The sequence below is a fragment of the Acidovorax sp. MR-S7 genome, assembly GCF_000400995.2.
Taxonomy (GTDB): Bacteria; Pseudomonadota; Gammaproteobacteria; order Burkholderiales; family Burkholderiaceae_C; genus MR-S7.
Genome location: NZ_DF238917.1, coordinates 72,319 through 92,637, shown reverse-complemented (window position 1 = coordinate 92,637; position 20,319 = coordinate 72,319). Strand labels below are relative to the sequence as shown.

Sequence of the window (20,319 nt, the reverse complement as noted above, 5' to 3'; positions counted from 1 at the left end):
TGAGGGACGGGCGCTAGAGGCCGAAAACGTTCAGAAAACACCATGGCCGAGAACGGTACCCAGCGCTTCTACCGCGCGCCGTGCCCCGGCTGCGGCGCGCCCGTCGAGTTCAAAAGCGCGCAGTCCACCCATGCCGTCTGCCCCTACTGCCAGAGCACCGTGGTGCGCAGCGGCGAGGTGCTGGCGCGCGTGGGCAAGATGGCCGAGGTCTTCGACGACCACAGCCCGCTGCGGCTGCAGGCCAGCGGCCGGTTCGAAGGCCAGGCCTTCACGCTGATCGGCCGCCTGCAGTACCGGGGCGAGGAGGGCGCCTGGGCCGAATGGATCGCCTTCCTGCAGGACGGCAGCACCGCCACGCTGAGCGAAGACAACGGCGCCTACGTCTTCACGCGCCCGGCCACGCTGGGGCGCGAGCCGCCCGAGGCCGGGCGCTTTCGCGTCGGCATGGCCACCGCCGTGGGCGGCCAGCCCTTCAGCGTGGCGGCCAACATGCAGGCGCGGCTGGTCGCGGCCGAGGGCGAGCTGCCCCGGCTGCCGCCGCTGGGCCAGCCCTTCCAGGTGGTGGAGCTGCGCAGCAGCGAGGGCGAGGTGCTCTCCATCGACTACGGCACCCAGCCGCCCCAGGTGCAGCGCGGCCGCGCGGTGCGCATCGAGGACCTGCAGATGCAGGGCCTCAAGGAGGCATCGGCCAAGGAGGAGCAAGGCCGCCAGTTCAACTGCCCCCGCTGCGGTGCGCCCGTGCGGGTGCAGCTGGACAGCACCCGGAGCTGCACCTGCCCCGCATGCAACAGCCTCATCGACCTGAGCGCCGGCGTGGGCGGCGAGCTGCGCCACGCGGCGCAGCGCGAGCCTGTCCAGCCGCTGATCCCGCTGGGGAGCGTGGGCCGGTTCGAGGGCGTGCCGTGGCAGGTGGTGGGCTTCCAGCACCGCATAGGGCGCGAGCCGGGGGACTACGAGGAATTCGGCTGGGATGAATACCTGCTCTACCACGCCACGCGCGGCTTCCTCTTCCTGGTGGACGCCAGCGACGGCTGGAGCCTGGTGCGCCCCGCCACGGGCGCGCCGCAGTACCAGAACGGTGCGCAGGCGGCCATCTACCTGGGCCGCACGTACCGCCTGCAGTACAGCTACACGGCCGAAACGAACTACGTGGCCGGCGAGTTCTACTGGCCCGTGGTGCGCGGCCAGAAGACGCACAACAGCGACTTCGCCGCCGTGGACGGCAAGGGCATCCTCTCGCGCGAGCAGGCGCGCGGCGAGGTCACCTGGTCGCATGGCCAGCGCATCGACAGCAGCGCCGTCGCCCTGGCCTTCCGGCTCGAAGGCCAGGCCGCGCTGTTCCGCCGCCAGGACGCGGGGCCCGTCATCGGCAATGCGCGCGTCGGTTGCGGCACCATCGTCCTGGTGGCCTTCGTGCTGCTGGTCCTGCTGGTGCTCATGGGCAACTGTTCGGGCTCTTCGGGCAGCGGCTACCGCAGCTCGGGCGGCTCCTACGGTGGCTACACCTCGGGCGGCAGCCACAAATGATTTTTTCCAAGGAGTAAACGCCATGATGGGTTTTGAATGGCTCCGGCCCGCGGCCTTCCTCGGCTCCATCCTCTACGCCGTGATCGGCGTGGTGGTCTTCTGGCTGTGCTTTCTGATCATCGACAAGATCACCCCCGCCGACCTGTGGGCCGAGATCGTCGAGAAGCAGAACCGCGCGCTGGCGCTGGTCGTGGCCGCCATGTGCCTGGGCATCAGCATCATCGTGGCGGCGGCGATCCACGGCGGCTGAGCCGCTGCGCGGCCTGCTGTTGCGTGCATGCCGCATTCTCTCTTTGAGAATGGGAATAATTATCATTTGCCATAGAATCGGCCGCTTTCGAGAGGAGAAGCGGCACCATGGCATTGCATGAAACCCTGAAAACACCCTACCGCCACCAGCGCCGCGCCACGGCGGGCGCCGCGGCGGCTTGCCTGGCGCTGCTGCAGGGCGGGGCGCTGGCGCAGGATGCCCAGCACCCGCAGCAGACGCTGCCCGCCGTGCAGGTGACCGGCGACCAGTACGACGCCGACGACGTGCGTCCCGAGGGCGTGACCACGGCCACCAAGACCTACATGGCGCCCAAGGACATTCCGCAGGCCATCGATACGCTGGAGGTCAACAAATACAAGAGCTACGGCATCAACGACCTGTCGGTCATGCTCGACGGCGTGCCGGGCGTGAACACCAATTACGACATGCGCGGCGAGGGCGTGTACATCCGCGGCTTCCAGGCCGATTCGGGTGACATCTACCGCGACGGCGTGCGCGAATCGGGCCAGGTGCGCCGCAGCACGGCCAACGTGGAGCGCATCGAGATCCTGAAGGGCCCCGGTGCGGTGCTGTACGGGCGCGGCAGCGGCGGCGGCGTCATCAACCTCGTGAGCAAGCAGGCACGCTTCGACGCCAAGAGCAGCGTCACGCTGCGCGCCGGCTCGTGGGACAACTACGGCGGCACCATCGACATCAACCGGGTCGTGAACAACCACGTGGCCGTGCGCCTGACGGCCGACCGCGAGCAGGCCCACAGCTTCCGCAGCGGCATCCGCAACAGGAACGAGATGATCTCGCCCAGCATCCTCGTGGACACGCGTACCGGCCTGCGCTGGACGGGCCAGTACACCTACGACAACGTCTGGCGCCGCCCCGACCGGGGCCCCGTGTACGGCGAGCTGCCCGCGGGCATTTCCATCCGCCAGGGCTTCGCCCATCCCGACGACTATGTGGAAGACCGCCTGCGCGTGCTGCGCTCGGACCTGAGCTACGACTTCAACCCGGCCTGGAGCCTGCGCTGGGTGGCCAGCAAGCGCGAGGCCAGCCAGGACTTCGACCACGTCTTCGGCGGCACCTATTGCAACGCGGCGGGCCGCACCGCGGCGGGGGCCGCCTGCACCTATCCCGGCCAGATGCGCCAGAACTACGCCTGGCAGGCCACGAACAACAAGACCACCACCCACACGCTGGACCTGACCGGCCGGGCGGAGCTGGCGGGCATGCGGCACGAGCTGCTCATCGGCCTGGAGCACAGCGAGGAAGAGCGCCAGCCCCAGGTGTACGGCACCGTGCCCGGCCCCACCATCGACCCGTTCAACCCCGTCTGGCCCGCCCGCCCTGCGCAGCGGCCCGACCCCACCCAGAACAACCTGCACGAAGCCGCATCGCGCGCGCTGTACGTGCAGGACTTCGTGCACCTCGCGCCGCAATGGAAGCTGCTGGTGGGCGCGCGCTACGACAGCTACGACTTCGACACGCTGAACCGGCTCACCGGCGCCACCCGCGCGGCCAGCGGCAGTTCTGTGAGTCCGCGCGCGGGCCTGGTGTGGCAGCCCGTGCGCGAGCACAGCGTGTACACCTCGTACAGCAAGAGCTACTCGCCCTACGGCGGGCGCGGCATGCTGGGCGTGAGCGGCGCGCAGGACGACGAGCCGCGCTATTCGCGCCAGGTCGAGGCCGGGGTCAAGAGCGACTGGCTGGACGGCGGCCTGTCCACCCAGCTAGCGGCATACCAGCTGGAGCACTACAACATCCGCTACCAGCCCGATGCCGTGAACTCTCCCCTGGAATGGGCCGTGCGCGGCAAGGAACGCTCGCGCGGCATCGAGTTCAACCTGGCGGGCCGCGTGGCGCCATCGTGGTACGTGCGCGGCGGCGTGGGCCTCATGAGCGCCAAGGTGGCCGAGGACCGCAGCGCGCCCGCCAACGTGGGCAAGCGCCTTGTGAACACCGCGCAGCGCAACGGCAACCTCTTCCTGCGCTACGCGCCGCAAGGCCCGTGGTATGGCGAGATCGGCGTCACGCACACCAGCGAGCGCTACAGCAACGCCGCCAATACCGCCCGCGTGCCTGGCTACACCCGCTGGGACGCGCTGGTGGGCTGGCGCGCCGCGCCCTGGACGGTCACGCTCGCCATTTCCAACCTGCTGGACAAGGAGTACTGGCGCTCCAGCTCCATGCCCGGTGCGCCGCGCAGCGTGCTGGTGAGCGCGAACTACCAGTTCTGATGGCGGCCGATGGCCGGCACGGCGCCGCTACACAATAGCGCCCGTGTCGTCCCCAACCGCCTCCGCCCCGGCGCACAGCCCGCCCCGCCCCATCGACGTCGCCCTGCTCGCCAGCGTCTTCGTGATCGCGGCCTGCGGGCTGCTGTACGAGCTGGCGGCGGGTGCGCTCGCGTCGTACCTGCTGGGCGACTCGGTGCTGCAGTTCTCCACCATCATTGGCACCTACCTCTTCGCCATGGGTGTGGGCTCGTGGCTGTCGCGCTACTTCGAGCGGCAGTTGCCCGCGCATTTCCTGCGCATCGAATTGCTCGTGGCGCTGGTGGGTGGAGCGCTGCCGGCGACGCTTTTCATCGCAAACGCCTACGCGCCCGGCGCCTTCCGCGTGCTGCTCTACGGCATGGTGCTGCTCGTGGGCACGCTGGTGGGGCTGGAGATTCCGCTGGTGATGCGCATCCTCAAGCGCAACGTGCGGCTGCAGGAGCTAGTGTCGCAGGTGCTCACCTTCGACTACCTGGGCGCACTGGCCGTGTCGCTGGCATTCCCGCTGCTGCTAGTGCCGCAGCTCGGACTGGTGCGCACGGGGCTGCTGTTCGGCTTTTTGAACGCGGCGGTGGCGGTGTGGGCACTGTGGCTGTTCCGGCACGAGCTGCGGCGCCTGCGCGCCCATGCGCTGGCCTGCGCGGCGGTGCTGGCGGCGCTGGCGGCGGGCCTGGCGGGCGCGGAGCACATTACCCGCTTCGCGGAGGACAAGTTCTACCAGGACCGCATCGTGATGGGCACGGCCTCGCCCTACCAGCGCATCGTGGTCACGCACGGGCGCCTGGGCCACCGCCTCTACCTCAACGGCAACCTGCAGTTCGCAGAGAACGACGAGTACCGCTACCACGAAGCGCTGGTGCACCCCGCCATGGCCGCGCACGGCGCGCCCAGGCGCGTGGCGGTGCTGGGCGGCGGCGACGGCATGGCGGTGCGCGAGGTGCTGCGCTACCCCGCGGTGGAATCCGTCACGCTGGTGGAGCTGGACCCGGCCATGACGCGCCTGTTCGGCGAGCACCCCACGCTGCGCCGGCTCAACGGCGATGCACTGGCCTCGCCCAAGGTCCGCGTGGTGAACCAGGACGCCTTCCAGTGGCTGCAGCAGGGCAGCGATACCTTCGACGTGGTGATCGTGGACTTCCCGGACCCGACCAACTTCGCCATCGGCAAGCTGTTCACCAACAGCTTCTACGCGCTGCTGGACCAGCGCCTGGCGGCCAGCGGCTATGCGGTGGTCCAGACCACCTCGCCGCTGATCGCGCGCAAGAGCTTCTGGACGGTGGCGGCCACCATCGAGTCGGTGGGCCTGCAGGCGCGGCCCTACCACGCCCATGTGCCGAGCTTCGGCGAATGGGGCTTCGTCATCGCCAGCCGCCGCCCCTGGCGCATGCCGGATGCGCTGCCGCCGGGGCTGCGCTTCCTGTCGCTGGAGGCGCTGCCGCTGCTGTTCCACTTTCCCGTCGACATGGCGCGCGTGGACGCCGAGGTCAACCGCCTGTCCAACCAGGTGCTGGTGCACACCTACGCGCAGGAGTGGGGCCGCACAGGCCACTGAAACCCGGCAGCGCGGGGGCCGCGCTCCGGCACAATGAAACACCTTTGCTTACATCCGCCCGCGAAATGCTCGAGAAATTCTTCGTCGTCGGCGTGGCGCGGGACGCATATGGCGTTGCCATGCACCACGATGCCCGGCTGGTGTGCCTGTCGGTGGCGCTGGCGATCGCGTCGTCGGTGATGGCGCTGCACCTGGCGGGCCTGGCACTGCGCGCGCCGGACGCCGCGAGCCGCCGCATGGCCATCGCCTCGGGCGCGGTGGCGCTGGGCGGCGGCATCTGGGCTATGCACTTCGTGGGCATGCTGGCCTTCGACCTGTGCGCCTCGGGGCATTTCGACCTGTGGATCACGGCGCTGTCGGTGCTGCCCAGCGTGCTCGCCTCCTGGGTGGCGCTGGCGGTGCTGGCGCGCCAGCAGGTCGGCGCGCGCTCGCTGCTGCTCGGTGGCGCGTTGGTGGGCGCGGGCATCGGGCTTATGCACTACGCGGGCATGGCGGCTTCGGAGTTCGCGCCGCTCATGCGCTACGACGTGGCGGGCTTCGCGGCCTCCATCGCCTACGCGGTGGGCATGGCCACCGCGGCGCTGTGGGTGCGCTTCCGCCTGGGGCGCGTGGCCGGCTTGTCCCCGCGCGTCGCCAACATGCTGGGCGGGGTGGTCATGGGCCTGGCCATCGCGGGCATGCACTACATCAGCATGGCCGCGCTGCGCGTCGTGGGCGAGGCCGCCGGCCCGGCGGGGCAGGGCGCGCCGTCGCACTACCTGGCGCTGGCCATCGCCGTGGCGGCGCTGGCGACGGGGCTGTCCATCACCGGGGTGAACGTGCACCTGCGCTTTCGCCAGCTGCTGCGCGAGGCGCGCGCCAATGCGTCGCGGTTGAGCGCGCTGGTCGACACGGCGGTGGACGGCATCGTCATCATCGACGCGCAGGGCACCGTGCGCCTGTTCAACCACGCGGCCGAGCGGCTGCTGGGCTGGAGCGCCGACGAGGTGATCGGCCGCAACGTGCACATGCTCATGCCCTCGCCGCACCGCGAGGCGCACGACGGCTACCTGCGCCGGCACGTGGAGACGGGCTACTCCTCCATCATCGGCGCCGGGCGCGAGATCGAGGCCCTGCGCAAGGACGGCACGCTGCTGCCCATGCGGCTGGCCGTGGGCCGGGTGGACCAGCCGGGCGATCCGCTGTTCGTGGGCTTCCTGGTCGACCTGTCCGAGCGCAAGGCGCTGGAGCGCGAGCGCGCGCGCGGCGAGGAGCAGCTGCGCTCCCTGATGGGCAACCTGCCCGGCGTGGCCTTCCGCTGCCGCAACGAGGGCGACTGGCCCATGGTCTTCATCAGCGACGCCGTGCAGTCCCTGACCGGCTGGAGCGCCGAGGACTTCGTGCAGGAGCGCGTGTATTTCGGCCACCTCATCCACGCGGAGGATGCACTGCGCATCGCGCCCGAGGTGGAATACGCGCTGCGCATGGCCATGCCCTACCACATCGAATACCGCATCAAGACCCGCGACGGGCGTACGCGCTGGATGTCGGAAAACGGCCGGGGCGTGGCCGACGCGCAGGGCGCGATGCGCTGGATCGACGGCGTGATCCTCGACGTGACCGAGCCGAAGTCCCGCAACGCCGAGTTCGTGGGTACGGTGCAGGCCATCGACCGCTCGCAGGCGTCGGCGGAATTCGACCTGCGCGGCCACGTCATCGCGGCCAACCCCAACTTCCTCGCGCTCATGGGCTACACGCTCGACGAGGTCATCGGCCAGCCCCACGCCATGTTCTGCGCGCCCGCGTTCGCGCAGGGCGGCGAATACGGCGCCTTCTGGCAGCGGCTGGCGCAGGGCGAATTCGAGGCCGGCGAATTCGAGAGCTTCGGCAAGGACGGGCGGCCGGTATGGATCCACGCCACCTACAACCCCATCTTCGACGCCGAGGGCCAGGTCTTCAAGGTCATCATGTTCGCCACCGACCTGAGCGGGCGCCGCGCCATGGAGCAGGACCTGCGCACCGCCAAGGAGCGCGCCGAGGCCGCCGCCGCGGCGCGCAGCACCTTCCTGGCCAACATGAGCCACGAGATCCGCACGCCCATGAACGCCATCATCGGCTTCACCGAGGCGCTGCTCGACACCCCGCTGGAAAGCACCCAGCGCCGCCACCTGGGTACCGTGCACCACGCCGCGCGCTCCATGCTGCGGCTGCTCAACGACATCCTGGACACGGCCAAGCTGGAAAAGGGTGCCGTGGAGCTGGAGATCGAGACCTTCAGCCTGCACGAGCTGTGTGACCAGATCCTGGCTTCGCTGCGCATCAGCGCCGCCAAGAAGGGCCTGGACCTGGTGCTGGACTACCCCGCGTGCGTGCCCGAGTTCTGGCGCGGCGACGCCTTCCGCATCCAGCAGATCCTGCTCAACCTCATCGGCAACGCGATCAAGTTCACGCACGAGGGCGGGGTGACGCTGCGCGTGGCCGGCGGCGACGGCGAGCTGGTGCTCGACGTGGTGGACACCGGCATCGGCATCGGCGAGGCCGGCCTGCAGCGCATCTTCGACCCCTTCTCGCAGGCCGACGCCTCCACCACCCGCCGCTACGGCGGCACCGGCCTGGGCACCACCATCGCGCGCCAGCTCGCCGAGCTGATGCAGGGAGGCATCGGCGTGCACAGCTGCGTGGGCGAGGGCAGCACCTTCAGCGTGCGTCTGCCCCTGCGCGTGGCCGAGGCCCCCGCCCACGCCGCCAGCGAGCCCGGCCGCCCGCGCCTGGCCCTGCCGCCGCTGCGCGTGCTGGCAGCCGACGACGTGCCCGCCAACCTGGAGCTGCTGCAGCTCACCCTGCAGCGCGGCGGTCACAAGGTCACGCTGGCCGAAAGCGGTCAGGAAGCCGTGCAGGCCTTCGAGCGCGAGCGCTTCGACGTGGTGCTCATGGACCTGCAGATGCCCGACATGGACGGCCTGGAGGCCACGCGCCGCATGCGCGCCTTCGAGCGCGCGCATGCGCGCACGCCCACCGCCATCGTCGCCCTCTCGGCCAGCGTGCTGGAGCAGGACCGGCGCAACGCCCGCGCCGCCGGCATGGACGGCTTCGCCAGCAAGCCCATCGAGCCGCTGCGCCTGACGGGCGAGATCGCGCGCGTGATCGGCCTGGCCGGCGGCGAACCCTCCGCAGCGCCCGCAGCCGCCGTGCCGGGCCTGCCCGCCATCGACTGGGAGCGCGGCGTGCGCCTGTGGACCCAGGCGCGCTACCTGCGCGAGGCCATCCAGCGCTATCTGCAGGACGGCGCCGCCACCGTGGCCGCCCTGCGCGCCGCCGTGCAGCGCACCGACGCACGGGCCGTGGCCGCCGCGGCCCACCGCCTGCACGGCGCCGCCGCCAACCTGGCGCTGGCCGCGCTGCAGGCGCAGGCCGCGCGGCTCGAAGCCGCCGCACGCGCGCACGAAACCGCCGCATGGCCTGCGCTGGTCGAGGCACTGGACTGCGCGCTGGCCGGCGTGGCCGAGGCGCTGAACAGCCTGGATGCGCCCGATGCCGCGCCGGCCCCCGCCGCACCCCGCACGCTGGGCGCGCAGGAGCGCGCCGACCTGCGCGCCGCCATCGACGCGCTGGCTGACGCCCTGGCCGCGGGCGAGCTGCCGGCCGAGCCCCTGGCCGCGCTGGAGCGGCACCTGAGCGCCACCAGCCTGGACGCGCTGCGCGAGGCGCTGGACCGTTTCGACTTCGACGACGCCGTGCAGCGCCTGCATGTGCTGCGCCACCAGACCGATTGACATGCCAACCCAGGACCATCGCCCCCGCCTGCTGCTCGTCGACGACGAGCCCACCAACCTGCAGGTGCTGCGCCACGTGCTGCAGGACGACTACCGCCTGCTCTTCGCCACCGACGGCGCGCGCGCCCTGCAGATCGCCCGCCAGCAGCAGCCCCAGCTCATCCTGCTCGACGTGATGATGCCCGGCATGGACGGCTACGCCCTGTGCGCCGCGCTCAAGGCCGACGGCGCCACCGCCGCCATCCCCGTGATCTTCGTCACTGCGCTCACCGACACGGCCGACGAGACGCGCGGCTTCGACGCCGGCGCCGTGGACTACATCACCAAGCCCGTCAGCGCCCCCATCGTGCGTGTGCGCGTGCGCACCCACCTGTCGCTGGTGCGCACCGAGGAGCTGCGCGCCACGCGCCTGCAGATCGTGCAGCGCCTGGGCCGCGCCGCCGAATACAAGGACAACGAGACGGGCATGCACGTCATCCGCATGAGCCACTTCGCCCAGGCGCTGGCCCTCGCCCTGGGCCATGCGCCGGAATGGGCGGAAGACCTGCTCAACGCCGCGCCCATGCACGACGTGGGCAAGATCGGCATCCCCGACGCGATCCTGCGCAAGCCCGGCAAGCTCACGCCCGAGGAATGGGACGTGATGCGCCGCCACCCCGAGATCGGCGCCGAGATCATCGGCCAGCACCCCGGCGGCGTGCTGCGCATGGCCCACACCATCGCCCTGGCGCACCACGAGAAATGGGACGGCAGCGGCTACCCGCACGGCCTGGCGGGCGAGTCCATCCCCGTGGAGGCGCGCATCGTGGCCCTGGCCGACGTGTTCGACGCCCTCACCGCGCGCCGCCCCTACAAGGAGCCCTGGACCACCGAGGCCACCGTGGAGCACCTGCGCGCGCAGTCCGGCCGGCACTTCGACCCGGACATGGTCGAGGTCTTCATCGCGCAGCTGCCCGCGCTCATCGCCATCAAGGAGCAATGGCCGGACTGAGCCGCCGCAATCTGCTGCACGCCGGCGCCTTGGCGCTGGCGGGCTGCAACGCGCAACGCGCGCTCGAAGGCGGCTTCACCGGCATCGGCATGGGCCGCGGCCATGCCTTGCGCGATCGGCCGAGCGAAGATGCCGCGCCGGCCGTCACGCGCCGCACCCGTGTGGTGATCGCCGGTGGCGGAGTGGCCGGCCTGGCCGCGGCGCGGGCGCTGCGACTGACTGGCGTGGAGGACTTCCAGCTCCTGGAGCTGGAGGACACGCCGGGCGGCAACAGCCGCGCCGGCAGCGTGCGGGGCGTCGCCTGCCCGCTGGGCGCGCACTACCTGCCCGTGCCTGGCGAGCATGCCAGCGAAGTGCAGGACCTGCTGGAGGAATTGGGGCTGCGCCAGCGCGTGGCCGGGCGCTGGCAGTACGGGGGCGACGACGGGCGCCACCTGTGCCACAGCCCGCAGGAGCGGCTGTATTTCCAGGGCCACTGGCAGGAGGGGCTGCTGCCCGTGCAGGGCGTGGGCGAGGCCACGCTGGCGCAGTACCGGCGCTTCGCCGCGCGCGTGGCTGCGCTGTCGCGCGCAGCGCCCTTCACCATGCCGGTATTCAAAAGCTGGATGCCAGACCGGCCTGCAGCGCCCGTCCACCAAGCGCTGGATGCTATCGATTTCGATGCCTGGCTGGCACACGAGGGCCTGGATGACGCACACCTGCGCTGGTACCTGGACTACTGCTGCCGCGACGATTACGGCGCGGGCACGGCGCGCGTCTCGGCCTGGGCGGGGATCCACTACTTTGCGAGCCGCCACGGCTTCCACGCGCCGGGCGAGGCGCCGGGCAGCGAGGAGCGCGAGGCCGTGCTCACCTGGCCCGAGGGCAACGGCTGGCTCGCCCGGCGCCTGGCCGCGCCGCTCGCGGGCCGCCTGCGCACCGGCACCAGCGTGCTGCGCATCGCCGAGACACGCCACGGCGTGGAGGTGGATGCCCTCGACCATGCGAACGGCCGCGTGGTGCGCTGGCAGGCCGCGCGCTGCATCGTGGCGCTGCCTGCGTTCATCGCCGCGCGCGTGGTGCAGCCCGCGCCCGCCTTCGTGCACGAGGCCGCGCGCCGCCTGCAGTGGGCGCCCTGGCTGGTGGCCAACCTCCACATCGGCGCGCCCCTGGCCGACCGCGAGGGCGCGGCCCCCGCGTGGGACAACGTGCTCTACGCGGACCCCACCCCCGGCGGCCTGGGCTACGTGGATGCGGGCCACCAGCGGCTGGACCCCGGCGCGCTGCTCGCCGGGCCCACCGTGCTCACCTACTACCAGGCGCTGGGCGACGTGCCGCAGGCCCGCCAGGCGCTGGCCGAGCGGCCCTGGACGCACTGGCGCGACGCCATCCTGGCCGCGCTGGCCGTGCCCCACCCCGACGTGGCCGGCCGCGCCACGCGCATGGAGATCACGCGCTACGGCCACGCCATGGCCATCCCCGTGCCGGGCACGCTCGGGTTCTTGAGCCAAATCGGCCTCCAGCGCTTGCCTGACAAGCGCTGGCAGCTATCGAATGGAGAGCGTGTGCCGCTGCTGCCCACGCCCGTCACCCGGCGCCTGCTGTTCGCGCATGCCGACTGGTCGGGCTATTCGGTGTTCGAGGAGGCGTTCACGCGCGGGCATGCGGCAGGGCTGGCGGCGGCGGGGTAGCAACCACGGCGCCCATGGGGGCTTCGGGCGGAGGCCCGCCGCCATCAGCAATTTCGATATATCGTAAATAAAAAGATATATCGAAATGAATACTATGAAAGACCCTGAATTTCTCGACCTGCGCACCGGCCATCCGGCCACGCGGCGCGGCGGGCGCGTGTTCGGCCACGGCGGGCTGCGCCTCGTGCTGCTGCAACTCATCGCCGACAAACCGCGCCACGGCTACGAACTCATCAAGGCCATCGAAGAGCGGCTGGGCGGCAGCTACAGCCCCAGCCCCGGCGTGGTCTACCCCACGCTCACGCTGCTGGAGGAGATGGGCCACGTCACCGTGACCGCCGGCGAGGGCGGGCGCAAGCGGCACACCATCACCGCCGCTGGGCTGGAGCACCTGCAGGCCCACCGCGCCGAGGTGGACGAACTGCTGGCCCGCATGGACACCGGCGCCGCCGTGCATGCCCACGGCGCGCGCCCTGCGCCCGTGGAGCGGGCCGTGCACAACCTGCGCCAGGCGCTGCACATGCGCCTGGCCCGCGAGCCGATGGGCGACGCCCAGGCCCATGCCATCGCCGATGTGCTCGACGCCGCGGCCCGGCACATTGAAAGACTTTGAACCACCCCCCTGAGACGCTTCGCGTCTTCCCCCCGCTCTCGCAGCGCTGCGCGCTGCGGGCAGGGGGACGCCACCGGCGCGGCGGGGCGGCCCTTGCGCGGTGGCCTGCGCATGAAGCACGCCCGTTTCATGCGGCGTGGGCAGCGCGTAGCGCAATGGATCCCTGAAACGAAAGGACACCCGACATGAACACCACCGACGAACGGATGGCCACCCGCGCCCTGCAGCGCGTGCGCCACGAGTTGCGCCTGCGCACGCTCACCGTGCAGCGCGCCGAGCGCATCACGCCGCATTGCGTGCGCGTCACTCTCGACGGTGACGAACTGGAGGGCTTCCACAGCCCCGGCTTCGACGACCACGTGAAGCTCATCCTGCCCGATCCCGCCTCGGGTGCGCTGCGGCTGCCGGACTTCGGCGCGCAGGGCCAGCCGGACCCGGACGCGCCGCGCCCGCCCATGCGCGACTACACGCCGCGCCATCACGACGCGGCCGCGCGCACGCTGGCCATCGACTTCGCGCTGCACGACGCCGGCCCCGCCACCGCCTGGGCGCTGCAGGCCGCTCCGGGCCAGCGCATCGGCGTGGGCGGGCCGCGCGGCTCGCTGCTGGTGCCGCTGGCGTTCGACGGCTACGTGCTCGTCGGCGACGAAACGGCCCTGCCCGCCATCGCGCGCCGCCTGGGCGAGCTGCCGGCGGGCACACCCGCGCTCGCGCTCGTCGAGGTGGACGGCCCGGCCGACGAGCAGCCCCTGCCCACGGCGGCCGATGCGCGCATCCACTGGGTGCACCGCAGCGGCGCCGCGCCGGGCGATGCGGGGCCGCTGCTGGCCGCGCTGCGCGCACAGGCGCTGCCCGCGGGCGACGTGCACGCCTGGGTGGCCTGCGAGACCGGCGTCGCCAAGGCGCTGCGTGCGCACCTCGTGGGCGAGCGCGGCGTGCATCCCAAGTGGGTGAAGGTTTCGGGCTACTGGCGGCGCGGCAGCGCGGGAACGCACGACACGGTCGAGGATTGATCCTGCCGATGTGGCTCCGGCCATGATCTGGCGCAGGGGATGTATCAGCGCAGTGCAAACGATTCGCGGTGCAGCCGCCAGGGCCGCGCGCCGGCATGTGCGGCAAGTTGCGCGCCCAGGCCCTGCGGGCCGCAGAACCAGATGTCGAGCGGCCCGGCGTGGGCCTCCAGCGCCTGGGGCGTGAGGCGCTGGCCGAGCGCATCGTCGTGCACGTGAAGCTGCACGGGAGGCAGTGCCTGCGCGCACAGCTTGCGCAGGCGCGGCAGCAGCGGATCGCGCGCCGCATCGCGTGTGCAGTAGTGCATGTGCACGGGCTGCGCATGCACGGGCGCGGCCTGCGGCTGGCGCGCCTCCAGCAGCGCCAGGAAGGGCGTCATGCCCACGCCGCCGGCCACCCACACCTGCCGGCGCCGCTGCTCGCCCTGGCCGTCGAAGCGGCCGTAGGGGCCCTCGATGTCCACGCGCTGGCCCGCGCGCAGGCGCTGCCCCAGGGTGCGGGTGTAGTCGCCCAGCGGCTTGATGACCAGGCGCAGCAGAGGCCCGCCCTGGTCGCCATGTCCCAGGCTGCCGGGTGCGCTGGCGATGGTGAAGGGATGCTGCCCCTCGGCGTGGTCGAAACACACGAAGACGAACTGCCCCGCGCGGTGGCCCGGCCAGCTGGCCGGCAGCGCGCAGACCACTTCGACGGGAGCGAGCGGGCCCTCGCCCAGTACGCGCACGGCGTGGATGCGGCCGGCGTGGCTGCGCGCCCGGCCGACCCGGCCCGCCAGCGACCAGAGCGCGGACAGGCTGCCCAGCACCAGCAGCATGCCCATGGCCGGGCCCAGCGGCGGAGCCCAGAAGCCGGCCGGCATCAAGGCCGCCGCATGCGCTGCCAGCGCCAGGAACAGCAGCGGCATGGCGCGGTGCAGCAGGCGCCAGGGCTTGTAGGCCAGCAGCCGGGTCAGCAGCGTGAAAGCCACCATGGCCAGCAGCAGGTAGAACGCCCATTCGCCCAGGTCCTTCGCCGGGCCCCGCATGTCGGTGAACCAGGGCAGCACGGTGTCGCGCGCCGGCTTGCCGGCGCGGCCCCACAGGGCCTTGATCCAGCCGTCCGACTCCTTGGCGCCCCAGTGCGCGATGGCCGCGATGGCGGCGCCGGTGCCCGCCCACTTGTGCAGGCGGTAGACCTGGTCCATGCCCCCCAGCGGGCGCTCCAGCCAGGGCAGGCGCAACGCCAGCAGCATGGCCAGGGCCATCAGGCCGATGCTCCACAGCCCCGTGAGGTAGAGGGCGTGCTGCCGCAGTTGCCACCAGCCCGCGGCCGCGCCCTGTGCATCGGCGAGCGGCTGCACGGCCGGCACGGCCGGCACCACGGCCATCCACGCCAGGCCGATGGCCAGCAACCACGTGCACAGGACTGCCTTGATGCGCATGGCGTTCTCCTTGTCCGTGGCGGGAGGTCAGTAGCGGCGGCCGCGGAGGCGGCTGCTCTCCACGGCGCCGGTGGTGGCGTTCACGTACAGCTTCACACGCTCGCCCTGGGCGTTGCTGGCCTTGACCTCGTAGCGGCCATGGTCCCATTCGATCTCGCGGATGTCGCGGTAGCCCGCGGTCTCCATGCGGTCGTAGACGTCGCGGATGGTCAACTGCGCCGCCGCAGGCGCGATGGCTGCCGCGGGGGCCTGGGCTGCCGATGGGGCCTGTGTCTGGGCGACGCCCCAGGTCGTTGCGGCGCCGGCGGCGATGGCGATAAGAAAGCGGCGGATGTTGCGTTGCATGGTGGTGATGGCTCCTGGGTTGAAATGGCCGGGCACGACGCCCTGCCTGCCGGGAATTCTCGAAAAGCCGCCGTGAATCCTTGCTGAAGGCGCCGTTCATCGGAGGTTCATCGCGCGGCGCGTATAAAACCGGCCCTATGAACGTCTGCCGCCGCACCACCGTCTTGCTCGCACTCGCTCTGGCCATGCTGGGCGCGGGCCGGCCGCATGCCGGCGAGCGCGACCACGAGCTGGCCCGCCAGGCGCTGCAGCAGGGCCAGGTGCTGCCGCTGCGCCAGGTGCTGGACAAGGTCGAGAGCGAATACCAGGGCCAGGTGCTCAAGATAGAGTTCGAACGCGACGATGGCCGCTACATCTACGAGATCCGCCTGCTGCAAAGGGACGGGCGCATGGCCAAGCTCAAGGTGGACGCGGTCGACGGCCGCGTGCTGAAGATCAAGCGCAAGGAAAGCCGCTGATGCGCATCCTGGTCGTGGAGGACGAGCCCACCCTGTGCGCCCAGCTCGTGCAGGCCATTGCCGGCGCGGGCCACACGGTGGAGTCCACGGGCGACGGCGTCCAGGCGCACTACCTGGGCGACGTGGAGAACTTCGACGCCGTGGTGCTCGACCTGGGCCTGCCCCGGCTCGACGGCCTGTCCGTGCTGCGCCGCTGGCGCGCCGCGCAGCGCAACATGCCGGTGCTCATCCTCACGGCGCGCGGCAGCTGGCAGGACAAGGTGACCGGCATGGACGCGGGCGCCGACGACTACCTGGCCAAGCCCTTCCACATGGAGGAGCTGCTCGCGCGCCTGCGCGCCCTGCTGCGCCGTGCGGGCGAGCACGCCAGCGCGCAGTGGCAGTGCGGCCCGCTCTGGCTGGACACGCGCCAGGCGCGCGTGCTGGCCGACGGCCGGGCGCTTGCATTGACCAGCCATGAATTCAAGCTGCTGTCGCTGCTCATGCAGCGCAAGGGCCAGGTGCTGTCGCGCACCGAACTGGCCGAGCGCATCTACCCGCAGGACAGCGAGCGCGACTCCAACACCATTGAGGTCTTCGTGGGCCGCCTGCGCAAGAAGCTGCCCGAAGGCTGCATCGAAACCGTGCGCGGCCTGGGCTACCGGCTGGTGGATACGGGCGCCGGCGCATGAAGGGGTCTCTGCGCCTGCGCCTGCTGGCAGGCACGCTGGCCTGGCTGCTGCTCAGCATCGCCATTGCCGGCTGGGGGCTGCGCGCCCTGTTCCTGGACCACATCGCGCAGCAGCTGCAGGCGCAACTGCTGCTGCAGCTCGACCAGCTCACCGCCGCGGTGGAATGGGGCGCGGACGGGCGGCCCGCCGTGCCCCCCATGGCGGCGGACCCGCGCCTGGAGCAGCCGCTGTCAGGCCTGTACTGGCAGATCGACCAGCTGGGCGATGCGCCCCGGATGGCCGTGGCGCGCTCGCGCTCGCTCTGGGACCAGGCGCTGTCCCTGCCGCCCGCGCCCGAGGGCTACCGGGGCTACCGCGTACTGGACCTGCACGACGCCCAGGGGCACCGGCTGCTGGCCGTGGCGCGCACGCTGCAACTGCCCGACGATGCAGCGCCGCCGCTGCGCCTGGCGGTGGCGGGCGACCGGGCCCTGCTGGACGAGCCCCTGCAGGGCTTCACCCGCATGCTGCTCATGGCCCTGGGCATGCTGGCCGCTGGTCTGGCGCTGGCCGTCGTGCTGCAGCTGCAGCTCGCGCTGCGCCCCTTGCAACTGCTGCGCCAGCAGCTGGCCGCCGTGCGCGGCGGCGCGTCCGCGCGACTGCAGGGGCCGTTTCCGCGGGAACTGCAACCGCTGGCGACCGAGTTCAACCATGTGCTGGCCGAGAACGCCGACATGGTGCAGCGCGCCCGCACCCAGGCCGGCAACCTGGCGCATGCCGTGCACACGCCGCTGTCCGTGCTGGCCAACGCCGCCGCGCAGGCGCCCGGCCCGCTGGGCACGCTGGTGCGCGAGCAGGTGGAATCCGCCCGCCGCCAAGTCGACTACCACCTCGCGCGCGCGCGCGCCGCCGCCGCCGTGCGCGCCACCGGCCTCGCCACCCCGGTGCTGGAGCCCGTGCGGGCCCTGCTGCGCACCATGCAGCAGCTGCATGCCGCGCGCGGGCTGCGCTTCGAGCTGGCGCCCCAGGCGCAAGACGCGGCTTTTCGCGGCGAACCCCAAGACCTCTACGAGCTGCTGGGCAACCTGATCGACAACGCCGGCAAATGGGCGCGCTCGCGCGTGGTCGTGGACGTGCGGCGCGAGGGCGGCCAGCTGTGCTTCACCGTGGATGATGACGGCCCCGGCATCCCGCAGGCCCAGCGCGAGCGCATGTTCGAGCGCGGCGTGCGGCTCGATGAACGGCGCCCCGGCGCCGGACTGGGCCTGGACATCGTGCGCGGCCTGGCCGATACCTATGGCGGCAGCGTGCAGGCCGGCCCCTCAGCCCTGGGCGGCGCGTGCCTGCGGCTGCACCTGCCAGCGGCAGTATGAAGAAAAATACCCTGTAGCGCTTGATGGGAAAGCACAAGCAGCTATTGAAAAAGTAGCGTCCGCCTGTGCCTGCGCGGGTGGCAGAATCGGACCCGCGATGCCCACGAGCAACCCCCCCGCCTATTTCGAACGCCAGCACGAGCGGCTGGATGCGCTGCTGCATGCCCACCTGCTGGACATCGTGGGTGCGGACTTCGGCGCCGCCTTGGAGCGCCTGCGCCGCTGGCGCCAGGAGCTGGCCCAGCACATCGAGATCGAGAACACCCGCCTGCTGCCCCACGTGCCCGAGGGCGCCCGCTGGGCGCCGCGCGTCTACCTGCTGGAGCACGAGCGCATCGCCCTGCTGGCCGACGAGCACCTGCAGCGCGTGCAGGCGGCGGCGCGCCAGCCTCTGCAGGGCGAGACGGAGCGCCGCCGCGCGGTGCTGGCGCTGCTGGACGGCGCGCACGCGCTGCGCCACGTGCTGGAGCACCACCACGAGCGCGAGCACATGGCGCTGGCCCATGAGCTGCCGCTGGACCTGCAGCGCGCCGCCTGGGAAGGCGTGCCCGGCTAGGCCAACTTCTCTGCCAGGTGGTCGATCCACGCCCGCATGCGCGCGGGCAGGAAGCGGCCTGGCGGGTACAGCAGCCATGCCGTGCCCGAATAGTCCGTGCCGTGCCGCCATTCGGCCAGCACGCGCACCAGCGCGCCGCTGGCGAGCTGCGCCTGCGCGGTGAAGGCGGGCAGGCTCGCCAGCCCCAGGCCCGCCAGGGCCGCGTCGCGCCGGTTCTCGCTGTGGTTGTCCCGGTAGCGCCCGCGCACCGCCACCGCCACCTGCTGCGCGCCGCGCGCGAAGCGCCAGCGCAGCCCGACCGGGCCCTCGCCCAGGGGGATGCAGTCGTGCGCGGCCAAGTCCTGCGGGTGCGCGGGTGTGCCGCGCCGCGCCAGGTAGGCGGGGCTGGCGCAGACGAGGTGCTCCACCGCCTCCAGCGGCCGGCCCGCCAGGCCGGGCGGCGGCGTGTCGGTGATGCGCACGGCCAGGTCGATGTCTTCGGCGAACAGGTCCACCGCGCGGTCGGTGGTGACGAGCTGCACGTCCACCTGCGAGTGCGCGGCCAGGAACGGCGCGACCAGCGGGTGGATGCGCTGGCGCCCGTAGGCCTTGGGCACGGCCATGCGCACGAGCCCGCTGGGCGCGGCCGCGTGGCGGTCGGCCAGCTGCATCACCTCGCGCGCGGACGCCTCCAGCGCCTGGCAGCGCGCGAAGGCCGCCTGGCCGGCCTCGGTGAGCCGCAGCTTGCGCGTGGTGCGCTCCAGCAGGCGCACGCGCAGCAGCCCTTCCAGCCGCGCCACCTGCCGGCTCACGGCCGAGGGCGTCAGGCCCAGCCCGCGGGCCGCGCCCGAGAAGCTGCCGGCCTCCACCACGCGCGCGAAGACGGCCATGTCGGCGAGGTGGTCGAGGGCTGCATTCGTGCGCATAGGGAACAGGTCTTGTGTCAGTGTGCTGGATTATCGATTGCAAGGCGCAAATCTACGATGCCTGCATGACCGCTCTCACCCATACCTCTCCCGCGCTGCTGCCGCGCATCTCCGACGCCGCCCTGCTGCTCGTCGCCATCGTCTGGGGCACCAGCTACGGCGTGGCCAAGGGCGCGCTGGCGTTCTACCCGGTGCTGGGCTTCCTGGCTGTGCGCTTTTTACTCACTGCCGTGCTGCTGGCGCCGGCCTGCGTGCGCGCCACGCCCGCGCAGCGGCGCGATGCTTGGCGCGCGGGGCTGCCGCTGGGCGGGCTGCTCCTGGCGATCTTCGTCTGCGAAACCTATGGCGTGGCGCACACGCAGGCCAGCAACGCGGCCTTCCTCATCAGCCTGTGCGTGGTGTTCACGCCGTTCGCCGAATGGGCGCTGCTGGGCCGGCGCCCCGCCGCGCGCCTGTTCGGCTTCGCCGCCGTCTCGCTGCTGGGCGCCGCGCTGCTCGCAGGCGGCTGGCGCCTGCAATGGGGCCTGGGCGATGCGCTGATGCTGGCCGCCGCCGTGCTGCGCGCCGTCACCGTGTGCGCCACCAGCCTGCTGGCGCGCCGCCACGCGCAGGCGCCCATGCTGCTGCTCACGGCCGTGCAATCGGCCGTGGTGGGCGCGGGCTGCCTGCTGGCGGCGCTGGCGCTGGGCGGCCTGCCGCCGCTGCCGCGCGAGGGCGCCTTCTGGGCCGCCAGCCTCTACCTCGTGCTGGGCTGCACGGTGTTCGCCTTCTTCGCGCAGAACTGGGCGCTCAAGCACAGCGCGCCCAGCCGCGTGGGGCTGCTCATGGGCACGGAGCCCGCCTGGGGCGCGCTGTTCGCCGTGGCCTGGCTGGGCGAGCGCCTCAGCGCCACGGGCTGGGCGGGCGGCGCGCTGATCGCGGGGGCGGCGCTGTGGACATTGCGGGCGCGCTAGCATCGTCC

17 protein-coding genes are annotated in these 20,319 nt (G+C 72.0%); 14 read left to right on the top strand and 3 right to left on the bottom strand.

The window, feature by feature from the left end; genetic code table 11:
* Positions 1-42 precede the first annotated feature (42 nt).
* The 9 genes from AVS7_RS10275 (at position 43) to AVS7_RS10235 (ending at position 13,656) form a co-directional block, all read left to right on the top strand.
* Positions 43-1,527, top strand: coding sequence for a DUF4178 domain-containing protein (locus tag AVS7_RS10275; protein WP_020230525.1), 1,485 nt, complete (start codon positions 43-45; stop codon positions 1,525-1,527).
* Positions 1,528-1,549: 22 nt separating this feature from the next.
* Positions 1,550-1,777 (top strand): DUF350 domain-containing protein, encoded by a 228-nt coding sequence (locus AVS7_RS10270; protein WP_020230524.1) that lies wholly within the window; start codon positions 1,550-1,552, stop codon positions 1,775-1,777.
* Positions 1,778-1,884: 107 nt separating this feature from the next.
* Positions 1,885-4,026 carry a TonB-dependent siderophore receptor gene (locus AVS7_RS10265; protein WP_020230523.1) on the top strand — a complete coding sequence of 714 codons (2,142 nt, stop codon included), beginning with the start codon at positions 1,885-1,887 and terminating at the stop codon, positions 4,024-4,026.
* Positions 4,027-4,069: 43 nt separating this feature from the next.
* On the top strand, positions 4,070-5,617 hold the full coding sequence (locus tag AVS7_RS10260) for a polyamine aminopropyltransferase (RefSeq protein ID WP_020230522.1): 1,548 nt from the start codon (positions 4,070-4,072) through the stop codon (positions 5,615-5,617).
* A gap of 44 nt (positions 5,618-5,661) precedes the next feature.
* On the top strand, positions 5,662-9,369 hold the full coding sequence (locus tag AVS7_RS10255) for a PAS domain S-box protein (RefSeq protein WP_234449999.1): 3,708 nt from the start codon (positions 5,662-5,664) through the stop codon (positions 9,367-9,369).
* Position 9,370: 1 nt separating this feature from the next.
* On the top strand, positions 9,371-10,360 hold the full coding sequence (locus tag AVS7_RS10250; RefSeq protein ID WP_020230520.1) for a two-component system response regulator: 990 nt from the start codon (positions 9,371-9,373) through the stop codon (positions 10,358-10,360).
* A complete protein-coding gene (locus AVS7_RS10245; RefSeq protein WP_020230519.1) occupies positions 10,348-12,030 on the top strand; it encodes an NAD(P)-binding protein in 1,683 nt (560 codons plus the stop codon). Before AVS7_RS10250 ends, AVS7_RS10245 begins: the two co-directional genes overlap by 13 nt.
* Positions 12,031-12,115: 85 nt before the next feature.
* Positions 12,116-12,643, top strand: a complete 528-nt coding sequence (locus AVS7_RS10240) for a PadR family transcriptional regulator (RefSeq protein ID WP_144425074.1) — start codon at positions 12,116-12,118, stop codon at positions 12,641-12,643.
* A 185-nt stretch (positions 12,644-12,828) separates the two neighbouring features.
* Positions 12,829-13,656 (top strand): siderophore-interacting protein, encoded by an 828-nt coding sequence (locus tag AVS7_RS10235; protein ID WP_020230517.1) that lies wholly within the window; start codon positions 12,829-12,831, stop codon positions 13,654-13,656.
* Positions 13,657-13,700: 44 nt separating this feature from the next.
* Here the strand turns inward: AVS7_RS10235 and AVS7_RS10230 are convergent, their stop codons facing one another.
* Positions 13,701-15,071, bottom strand: a complete 1,371-nt coding sequence (locus tag AVS7_RS10230; protein WP_020230516.1) for a ferric reductase-like transmembrane domain-containing protein — start codon at positions 15,069-15,071, stop codon at positions 13,701-13,703.
* Between the two features lie 27 nt (positions 15,072-15,098).
* Positions 15,099-15,416, bottom strand: a complete 318-nt coding sequence (locus AVS7_RS10225) for a PepSY domain-containing protein (RefSeq protein ID WP_034691618.1) — start codon at positions 15,414-15,416, stop codon at positions 15,099-15,101.
* Between the two features lie 137 nt (positions 15,417-15,553).
* Here AVS7_RS10225 and AVS7_RS10220 point away from each other — a divergent pair, with 137 nt between their 5' ends.
* From AVS7_RS10220 to AVS7_RS10205, 4 genes are all read left to right on the top strand, one after another.
* Entirely contained in the window at positions 15,554-15,874 is a 321-nt protein-coding gene (locus tag AVS7_RS10220) for a PepSY domain-containing protein (protein WP_020230514.1), read from the top strand.
* Complete coding sequence (locus tag AVS7_RS10215) at positions 15,874-16,545, top strand: response regulator transcription factor (RefSeq protein ID WP_020230513.1); 672 nt, start codon at positions 15,874-15,876, stop codon at positions 16,543-16,545. Before AVS7_RS10220 ends, AVS7_RS10215 begins: the two co-directional genes overlap by 1 nt.
* A complete protein-coding gene (locus AVS7_RS10210; protein ID WP_020230512.1) occupies positions 16,542-17,897 on the top strand; it encodes a HAMP domain-containing sensor histidine kinase in 1,356 nt (451 codons plus the stop codon). The genes AVS7_RS10215 and AVS7_RS10210 overlap by 4 nt, the downstream gene beginning before the upstream one ends.
* A gap of 97 nt (positions 17,898-17,994) precedes the next feature.
* Entirely contained in the window at positions 17,995-18,453 is a 459-nt protein-coding gene (locus AVS7_RS10205) for a hypothetical protein (RefSeq protein ID WP_020230511.1), read from the top strand.
* On the opposite strand, the gene AVS7_RS10200 is transcribed toward AVS7_RS10205, so the two are convergent.
* Positions 18,450-19,358, bottom strand: a complete 909-nt coding sequence (locus AVS7_RS10200) for a LysR family transcriptional regulator (RefSeq protein ID WP_020230510.1) — start codon at positions 19,356-19,358, stop codon at positions 18,450-18,452. The genes AVS7_RS10205 and AVS7_RS10200 overlap by 4 nt on opposite strands.
* 65 nt (positions 19,359-19,423) lie before the next feature.
* Here AVS7_RS10200 and AVS7_RS10195 point away from each other — a divergent pair, with 65 nt between their 5' ends.
* Positions 19,424-20,311 carry a DMT family transporter gene (locus AVS7_RS10195; RefSeq protein ID WP_020230509.1) on the top strand — a complete coding sequence of 296 codons (888 nt, stop codon included), beginning with the start codon at positions 19,424-19,426 and terminating at the stop codon, positions 20,309-20,311.
* Positions 20,312-20,319 lie beyond the last annotated feature (8 nt).

Excerpts from the sequence above, each read along its gene's own strand:
- AVS7_RS10230 (WP_020230516.1), bottom strand. The coding sequence starts at position 15,071 with ATGCGCATCAAGGCAGTCCTGTGCACGTGGTTGCTGGCCATCGGCCTG.
- AVS7_RS10215 (WP_020230513.1), top strand. The coding sequence starts at position 15,874 with ATGCGCATCCTGGTCGTGGAGGACGAGCCCACCCTGTGCGCCCAGCTC.
- AVS7_RS10265 (WP_020230523.1), top strand. The coding sequence starts at position 1,885 with ATGGCATTGCATGAAACCCTGAAAACACCCTACCGCCACCAGCGCCGC.
- AVS7_RS10245 (WP_020230519.1), top strand. The coding sequence starts at position 10,348 with ATGGCCGGACTGAGCCGCCGCAATCTGCTGCACGCCGGCGCCTTGGCG.
- AVS7_RS10270 (WP_020230524.1), top strand. The coding sequence starts at position 1,550 with ATGATGGGTTTTGAATGGCTCCGGCCCGCGGCCTTCCTCGGCTCCATC.
- AVS7_RS10205 (WP_020230511.1), top strand. The coding sequence starts at position 17,995 with ATGCCCACGAGCAACCCCCCCGCCTATTTCGAACGCCAGCACGAGCGG.
- AVS7_RS10250 (WP_020230520.1), top strand. The coding sequence starts at position 9,371 with ATGCCAACCCAGGACCATCGCCCCCGCCTGCTGCTCGTCGACGACGAG.
- AVS7_RS10275 (WP_020230525.1), top strand. The coding sequence starts at position 43 with ATGGCCGAGAACGGTACCCAGCGCTTCTACCGCGCGCCGTGCCCCGGC.
- AVS7_RS10200 (WP_020230510.1), bottom strand. The coding sequence starts at position 19,358 with ATGCGCACGAATGCAGCCCTCGACCACCTCGCCGACATGGCCGTCTTC.
- AVS7_RS10210 (WP_020230512.1), top strand. The coding sequence starts at position 16,542 with ATGAAGGGGTCTCTGCGCCTGCGCCTGCTGGCAGGCACGCTGGCCTGG.
- AVS7_RS10240 (WP_144425074.1), top strand. The coding sequence starts at position 12,116 with ATGAATACTATGAAAGACCCTGAATTTCTCGACCTGCGCACCGGCCAT.
- AVS7_RS10225 (WP_034691618.1), bottom strand. The coding sequence starts at position 15,416 with ATGCAACGCAACATCCGCCGCTTTCTTATCGCCATCGCCGCCGGCGCC.
- AVS7_RS10220 (WP_020230514.1), top strand. The coding sequence starts at position 15,554 with ATGAACGTCTGCCGCCGCACCACCGTCTTGCTCGCACTCGCTCTGGCC.
- AVS7_RS10195 (WP_020230509.1), top strand. The coding sequence starts at position 19,424 with ATGACCGCTCTCACCCATACCTCTCCCGCGCTGCTGCCGCGCATCTCC.
- AVS7_RS10235 (WP_020230517.1), top strand. The coding sequence starts at position 12,829 with ATGAACACCACCGACGAACGGATGGCCACCCGCGCCCTGCAGCGCGTG.